Origin of the sequence: Candidatus Solincola tengchongensis, assembly GCF_015711935.1 — a bacterium.
Lineage (GTDB): Bacteria > Actinomycetota > Geothermincolia > Geothermincolales > RBG-13-55-18 > Solincola_A > Solincola_A tengchongensis.
The window spans coordinates 1-6,216 of the sequence record NZ_JACVJJ010000115.1 but is presented as its reverse complement, the minus strand read 5'-3'; the positions used below and the strand labels follow the sequence as shown (position 1 = coordinate 6,216).

5 protein-coding genes are annotated in these 6,216 nt (G+C 63.7%); 1 reads left to right on the top strand and 4 read right to left on the bottom strand.

All coding sequences use genetic code 11. From position 1 onward, the window contains the following. The 4 genes from H7007_RS12055 to H7007_RS12040 all read right to left on the bottom strand — a co-directional run. Positions 1–483 (bottom strand): hypothetical protein (locus H7007_RS12055; RefSeq protein WP_287155558.1); only part of this gene is annotated, 483 nt, incomplete at its 3' end. A 488-nt stretch (positions 484–971) separates the two neighbouring features. Then, positions 972–2,561: a vWA domain-containing protein gene (locus H7007_RS12050; protein ID WP_287155557.1), complete on the bottom strand. Its 1,590-nt coding sequence runs from the start codon at positions 2,559–2,561 to the stop codon at positions 972–974. Positions 2,562–2,803: 242 nt separating this feature from the next. Beyond that, on the bottom strand, positions 2,804–4,297 hold the full coding sequence (locus H7007_RS12045) for a MoxR family ATPase (protein ID WP_287155556.1): 1,494 nt from the start codon (positions 4,295–4,297) through the stop codon (positions 2,804–2,806). Between the two features lie 771 nt (positions 4,298–5,068). Continuing rightward, a complete protein-coding gene (locus H7007_RS12040) occupies positions 5,069–5,620 on the bottom strand; it encodes a hypothetical protein (RefSeq protein ID WP_287155555.1) in 552 nt (183 codons plus the stop codon). Positions 5,621–6,010: 390 nt separating this feature from the next. Between H7007_RS12040 and H7007_RS12035 the strand changes: the two genes are divergently transcribed. Next, positions 6,011–6,214, top strand: a complete 204-nt coding sequence (locus H7007_RS12035) for a DUF4499 domain-containing protein (protein WP_287155554.1) — start codon at positions 6,011–6,013, stop codon at positions 6,212–6,214. Positions 6,215–6,216 lie beyond the last annotated feature (2 nt).

The following is a 6,216-nucleotide window of genomic DNA, read 5'->3' as shown; positions in this document are numbered from 1 at the left end:
CCCTACTTCCTCCGCCCTGATGTGCAGGTGCCGTGCCCTCATGCCGGCGAAATTTCCCAGCCTTCCCGCTTTCACCCGCAGGGGCCTTTCGGCGGCACCCTCCGCCTGCATGCCCACGTAGTCCAGGCCGTCGGGGACCTCGAAATCCCCTTCGAATAATCTGGAAAACGCTTCCATGCCCAGACTGGAGAGGTAGCCCACCGCCTCGCGCTGCCACTGCATGCGCAGCTTGAGGTAATCCTCGGAGGCCTCGCTCATCAGGCGCCTCGCCAGCTCCACCACCTCGCGGTCGTCCGTAGTGGGCAGGGCCTGGCGCACCCGGGCCTTGCTGAGACGGTCGCGGGAACGCAGGTTGAGGAAGAAGTCCTCCAGGGAGAAGTCCCGGAAGCGCTCCCGCCTGGCTTCCTCCTCTCGACGGCCGGCTTCCAGTATCTCCCTCAGGGCTTCCGGCCCCTCCCCGAAGACCGGTTTGGGCAGCTTCACCGGACCGCACCTCCCCCAAAGCCGGGGTCACGGACGCGGACAGGCGACGAACCCTCCCCCGGCGTCGTCATCGCATACGAAGCCATCGATCGGCGTTTGGCGACTGGTACATCGTACTTTTCAAGCCAAAGCCCTTGGCCCAATACCGGAATCCCGGGCCGTTTCACCGATAAGGCACGTGGCATCCCTGTGGGTAAGCCCCGACATGCCGCGTCCGAAAAAACCAACCCCCTCCGCAGCGGCCCGAGCCCTCCACCGCGTTTCCGCCGCCGTCCATTCCCCGACTCGAGATGCCTGAGAGACACGGCGCCGCTGGGAAGGAAGACTCCGCCGGCGATCAGGGCGACATGCGGGCAGGATGTACAATCTCGCGATTCGTTGCGGGACTCCTCTGAAAAGCTTACCCCTAGCCCAACAACAGGCGGCTCAAGGAGTCCTGATCCCATGACCGTACGCGCATACGCCGGTGCCTCGCTCACTTTCGCCTCTCACGCATAGAGTTCCTGAGCCTTGCCGGCCACGATGCGCACCAGGTCCTCTCCCCGGGACACGGGGAAGACGTCGTAACCCGCCCGGCGGATGAGTTCCGCCTTCTCGTTGTAGGCCTGGTCTATGAGGAACACCGACCCCGAGTTCTCCGGGTGCATCTGCAGGGCCTCCCCCAGATGCTCCGAGGCCTCGGCGATGTTGGTTATCTCCGTGTCCGAGATGAGGCAGAAGTGCTTGGGCCGGTGCGGCTCCAGCGAGGCCAGATAGCGGAATTCCCGCACCGGGAAGACCGTACCCCCGCCGTAATAGGTCACCAGGCCCTCCTCCACCCTGCGGATGTCCCAAACCGGCTCCACCACCAGGGAGCGCTGCTGGTCGGAGTAGACCACCAGGCCCACCTTGGCTCCCAGGTTCCCCGCGCTGCGGGCCATGACGAAGCCGGCCAGCACGGCGTTGGCCACCTCGGATGCGGGGTTGGTCATGGAGCCGGAGGCGTCCAGGATGATGATCACGTCCGGTGGGGTCTTGCGCCTGGTGACCACGTCCATGCGCACCTTCTCCCACTGCTTGGTGGTCAGGGTGGGTACTGCCTTCCCCGCCGTGTACAGGGTATAGGGCAGGTCCAGGCGTTCGAAGGGGTCGGCCATCCCCCAGGCCAGGGGTGCGTGGGGGACCTCCTCCCCCGCCTCGCTGCGCACCGGCTGGAAGCGAACCTCATAGCGGCGGGAGAGGTCCCGGTAGTACCAGACCAGGGCCTGCGTCTCCGTCCCCGCTCCCAGCCCTCCCACCAGCTCCTTGAAGTCCTGCATGCCCATCTCCAGGGCCAGGGAGCGGAAGGCCTCCTCCGGGGAGCGGGAGCGCAGGTCGTCGATGCCGTGGTCCATGAGCCGGCTCTCGTCCATCTCCGCCGGGTCCTCGTAGTACTTGTGCAGGTAGCCCACCAGGAAGCGCACCTTCTGCTCCCACCCCGCGGCGGCGAAGGGGCGGTCCAGCATACGGGAGGCCAGCCGGCGTGCGTCCTGGCGCATCTCGGCGGGAACCCTACCGACGAGGGCCTCGGGGGCCTCCCACAGCTCCTCGAAACAACAGAGGAGGAACTTCCACATCCTGCTCTGCTTCCAACCCAGCGCCCGGTCCTGGGCCCGGTAGAGGGAGATCATCTGCTCCCGCATCCCGTTGCGCGCCGCGTAGGTCACGTTCACCAGGTCACAGAAGAGCCGCTGGATGGCCATGGCCTCCTGGAAGGTGACCGGTCTCCCGCGGTCCTTGACCTCCTCCAGGGCCAGCTTGGCCGAGGCGGTGAGGCGCAGGGCGGTGCGCATGTCGAAGGGGGCCAGGGCGTAGTGCAGGAGCTGGTAGACCAGCACCCCTTCCATGTTCTGGATACCAAGCTTTTCCAGAACCTCGGGGACGTTTATGTAGATGCGGTTCTCCGAGGGCTCCCAGAAGCCGTACCGGTCGTGGAGTTTGGCCGCGTGAGGGTGGGAGGAGGGGTTGAGGACGAACTCCGGTTCCATGATGCGCGGGTAGCCGCAGAAGGCCCGCGCCCGCTCCAGCACCTCATCAAGCTCCACTCCCAGTATGCGCACCCGGATACCTTCCCGTCGTCTCAGTTCAATTCGTACTCGGACCGGGCCTTACGCCACGTTGCCCTCCGCAGCTCGGGCATTCCCTCGCGGCGAAACCCCCGGGCGGCCGAGACGCTTCTGTCCCTTTAAAAAGCACCTCACCGGCCTCATGGCCTTGAATCTCGTTCTCCTTCACAGCCCGTATATTCCCCCGCGAAGAATCTCAGCACGGCCGGCTTGCCTCCGTCTCAGGAAAAAGTGCCTTAAAACTCCCGTCCCGCCGACTGGCGCTCAAGCTCCCTGTACACCTGGCGGAGCATGGTGGCGATGGGGTACTTGGCCGGGGAGTCGTAGCTCTTCAGCGACTGCAGGGCCTCGAGCACCATCTCCGGGTCCACCTTCTCCCCGTGCACCGCCCTCTCGTAGAGGTCCAGGACGGCGTCCAGGGTCTTTATCATGCGCCGGCTCTTCAGGTAGTGGTTCCGGGAGGTCTCGAAGAGATCCTTCACCAGGGCGATGCGGTCGTTCATGAACTCCGGCCGCTCCGCCCAGGCGCGGTCTGTGGGGATGAGCTTGAACCACAGGACGTAGGGGACCACCGCCTCCACGTCCTCCAGTCCCGCCCTCTCCTTTCCCCGGAACCAGGCCAGGGCCTTGGCGTAGCGCTCGATGGTCTTCCCGGCCCGCACGCTGACCTCGTTCTCCGTCTTGTAGCAGATGTTCTCCGTGTTGTGGTAGTGGCAGCCTCCCAGGTGGCCTCCCCCGGCCATGCCCCCGTCGTCCACCTGGGCGCAGAGTACCGGAGGCTTGACGAACCAGGCGAAGCCCTTGCTCTTGCGCTCGATGTCCGGGGAGGCCAGGGCGCAGCCGTTGAGCTCGGAGATGAAGTTGTAGAGTATGTAGAGGGCTTCCGGCTCTATCTCCACGGAGGCTATCTCCCTGCGGATGGCCTCGAAGTCCTGCGCCGTGAGCTCCACCCCGATCTCCTTCCTGAGCCTGGACACCAGGGCCTCCTCGTCCCCGGTGAGCTTGCGGTCCTCCCCGCCTCCGGCCATCTCCAGGAAATAGGGGTTGAGGGTGGGGGCGAAGACCCCCACGTCTATGCGGTCCAGGAAGGGCGGGGTGAGGTCCGATGAGGCCACGTCCCGGAAGTTGGCGGTGAGGAAGGTGGCCCCCTCCGCGGCGTAGATCTTGGTGTCCCCGTAGACGGAAAAACCGCGGTCCATCATCTCCAGGAGGTTGTTGGTGCGGCCGGGGGTGAGGCGGTTGACCTCGTCCACCATGCGGAAGGGGGAGAGCATGAACTTGCGGGGTATTATCTCCTCCTCCCCGTCGCGCATGAGCTTCCCCAAGTGGGGGCGGCCGATCATCTTCTCCTCGGTGAGCTCGTGGTGGCCGTGGATGGTGGCCTCGTGGATGGCCTCCATGACCTTGAAGTCCCCACTCCCGTCGCCGAAGGTCTCCCGCAGGAGAGTGCCGTGCACGAAGGCCCCCACGAACTCCGCCGAGGTGGTCTTGCCCGAGCCCGGGGAGCCGTAGAGGATCATGGTCCCGTTGCGCAGAACCGAGGTGAGAAGGGCGAAGAGCAGGGGAGAGTTGTAGCTCTCCTCGGCCAGGACGATGGACTCCGTCTCGTTGAGGTTCAGGGCTACCTCCTTCTTCTCGTGGAAACGGACGTCGTGGTTGAGGTTGATGTAAAGCCCGCTGTCCTCGATGGCCCGGTAGATGGCCCGCAGTTTTTCGTTGAGTCCGCTCATGCGCTCTGCTTCCTCCCTTCCCTTTTACAAGATGATTTTACCCCATCCCACGGAGGGGGAGATAACATCGGTCAACACGGCATTCCCCGCCTACCCTGAAGGGTCCCTGCCTTCAACCCGGCAGGTAAGCCCCTCATGTTGCCTGCCCGTGTCCCCAATATTCAGCGGGAGGCCCTGCCTCGCACAGGAGGAAAAGGTATTCTTCCCTCCACGTCTCGAAGCGGCCTGTTCACCGGACACGACCCATACAGCGGGGATGCCACGCCTGCCCCTCCGATCCCATCCGTCATGCGGTTCGCCACCGCTCCCAAGGGAGAGGTGACGATCTCTCCTTTTGCCTCTTAAGAGCCGCTCATATGGCATACAGCATGTCTGTTTTCGCGAACGCCGGCCGGGGTCAGCCCCTTACCCATAGATCGTGGGGTATGCCCAGCATTCCCCCAATGCAGCAGGCGGAAGCCAGTGGGCTTCCCCGGTATAACGAAGAAGAAGGCAGTGAACCGCGACGCGAAAGGGCGGCGGGCGTAAGAACGCCAAGTGTGGGTGAGACAGGACGTGGGAGCGGGAGCCATCAACTTGCCCTTCCCGGATTTTCCGGCCCGCCGACCTCATCTTCAGGGCACACGGGTCTCCACGGAGTCCTCGATCCGTCTTCCGGATCATGCGCCGAGCTCGTGAAAAATATTGGCGGCCCGCGGAAAGGTCTTTCCATTTTCCGGCTTCGGGAGAAGCCCGCGCCCCCTCGAGGCAACGGGTTTCACAGACGGGAAATCATCTCTTCCTGCCCTTCCCGGAACGCGAGCCGGGGTTACCGCGGCCACCAGAGTTTCCCTTGTCTCGCTCCCTCTCCTCAAATGTCCCCTCTGCCGCCTCCCCCTCTGGCTCCTCACTCGAGGACGCGCCATCAAGAGCGGCATAGAAATGCCCGTGTCCCTTGACGCTACGCACCAACGCGTTGCCCACGCCTTTTCGTGCCGCTTCAGGCAACTTCCCGTACACGCGCGCCAGGACCACCAGGTGCTTCGAGGTGACGTAGAGGATATGCGCGATGCGCATCTCCTCCTCGGGGAGCGACCCCTCGGCCTCGCAAAACGCCTTCAGATCCTGCACATAACGATTCAGCGCCTCGAAGGCTCCTTCCACATCCCCTTGGCCCATGAGAGCCAGGAACTCGTCGAGCTCCTCCTGGAGCCGTGAAAAGGTGAGCCCTTTCTCCTCTTCCGCCGCTTCCTCCCCCGCCGCCGGCAGAACGCAAAAGGCGGACATGAAGAAAGCCAGCGCCAGGGAGACGGGTAAGATCCATTTTCCAAAGCGAAGCGCCATCGCACTGCCTCCTTCAACCGTAAGGTCCATTTCGCGACTTTCAACGGTCGCAGTTTTTTATCGATGAACGACGGGCCATCCTTTAAGCATGTGCACGGCGCAAGATGGGCCAACCGCTCCTGTGGAGGAGACCACGAAGATGTGGCCCGGGTGATGGCCTGATGATAATATTCATTATCGCGAGGGGTTTTCACCGGAAGGCATGCGGAATATGAGGGGCATTTCGCGGAAGATATAAATAGCGAACCCGGATATGCGGATAATCTGCTCATTTCCCGCAAGACAAGCCACCGGCAGAGTGCGCCGGTCTTCCGAGCGGTTTCGGGCGCGAATGCGAAAGTCCATTCCTCCTCCGATTCGGAGTGAGGAGCGTAAAAGGAGGGAGGCCGAATGAACCTGCTCAAGAACGAAAAGGCGAGGAAGGTCATCCTGTACCTGGCCGCCATGCACGCCGTGGAGGCGCCCATCGCCTACCTGGCCGCCTCGAAACGGGGGAAGAACCCCAAACTATATGCGGCTCTGACCGCGATTTTCGGGGTCTTCGTCCTGGTCCCCCTCCTGCGCCAGCCCAAGGCGGAGGGGCCCACTTCCTGACC

Bases quoted from the DNA above. Each gene is read 5' to 3' on its own strand.
- H7007_RS12045 (WP_287155556.1), bottom strand. From the start codon at position 4,297: ATGAGCGGACTCAACGAAAAACTGCGGGCCATCTACCGGGCCATCGAG.
- H7007_RS12040 (WP_287155555.1), bottom strand. From the start codon at position 5,620: ATGGCGCTTCGCTTTGGAAAATGGATCTTACCCGTCTCCCTGGCGCTG.
- H7007_RS12035 (WP_287155554.1), top strand. From the start codon at position 6,011: ATGAACCTGCTCAAGAACGAAAAGGCGAGGAAGGTCATCCTGTACCTG.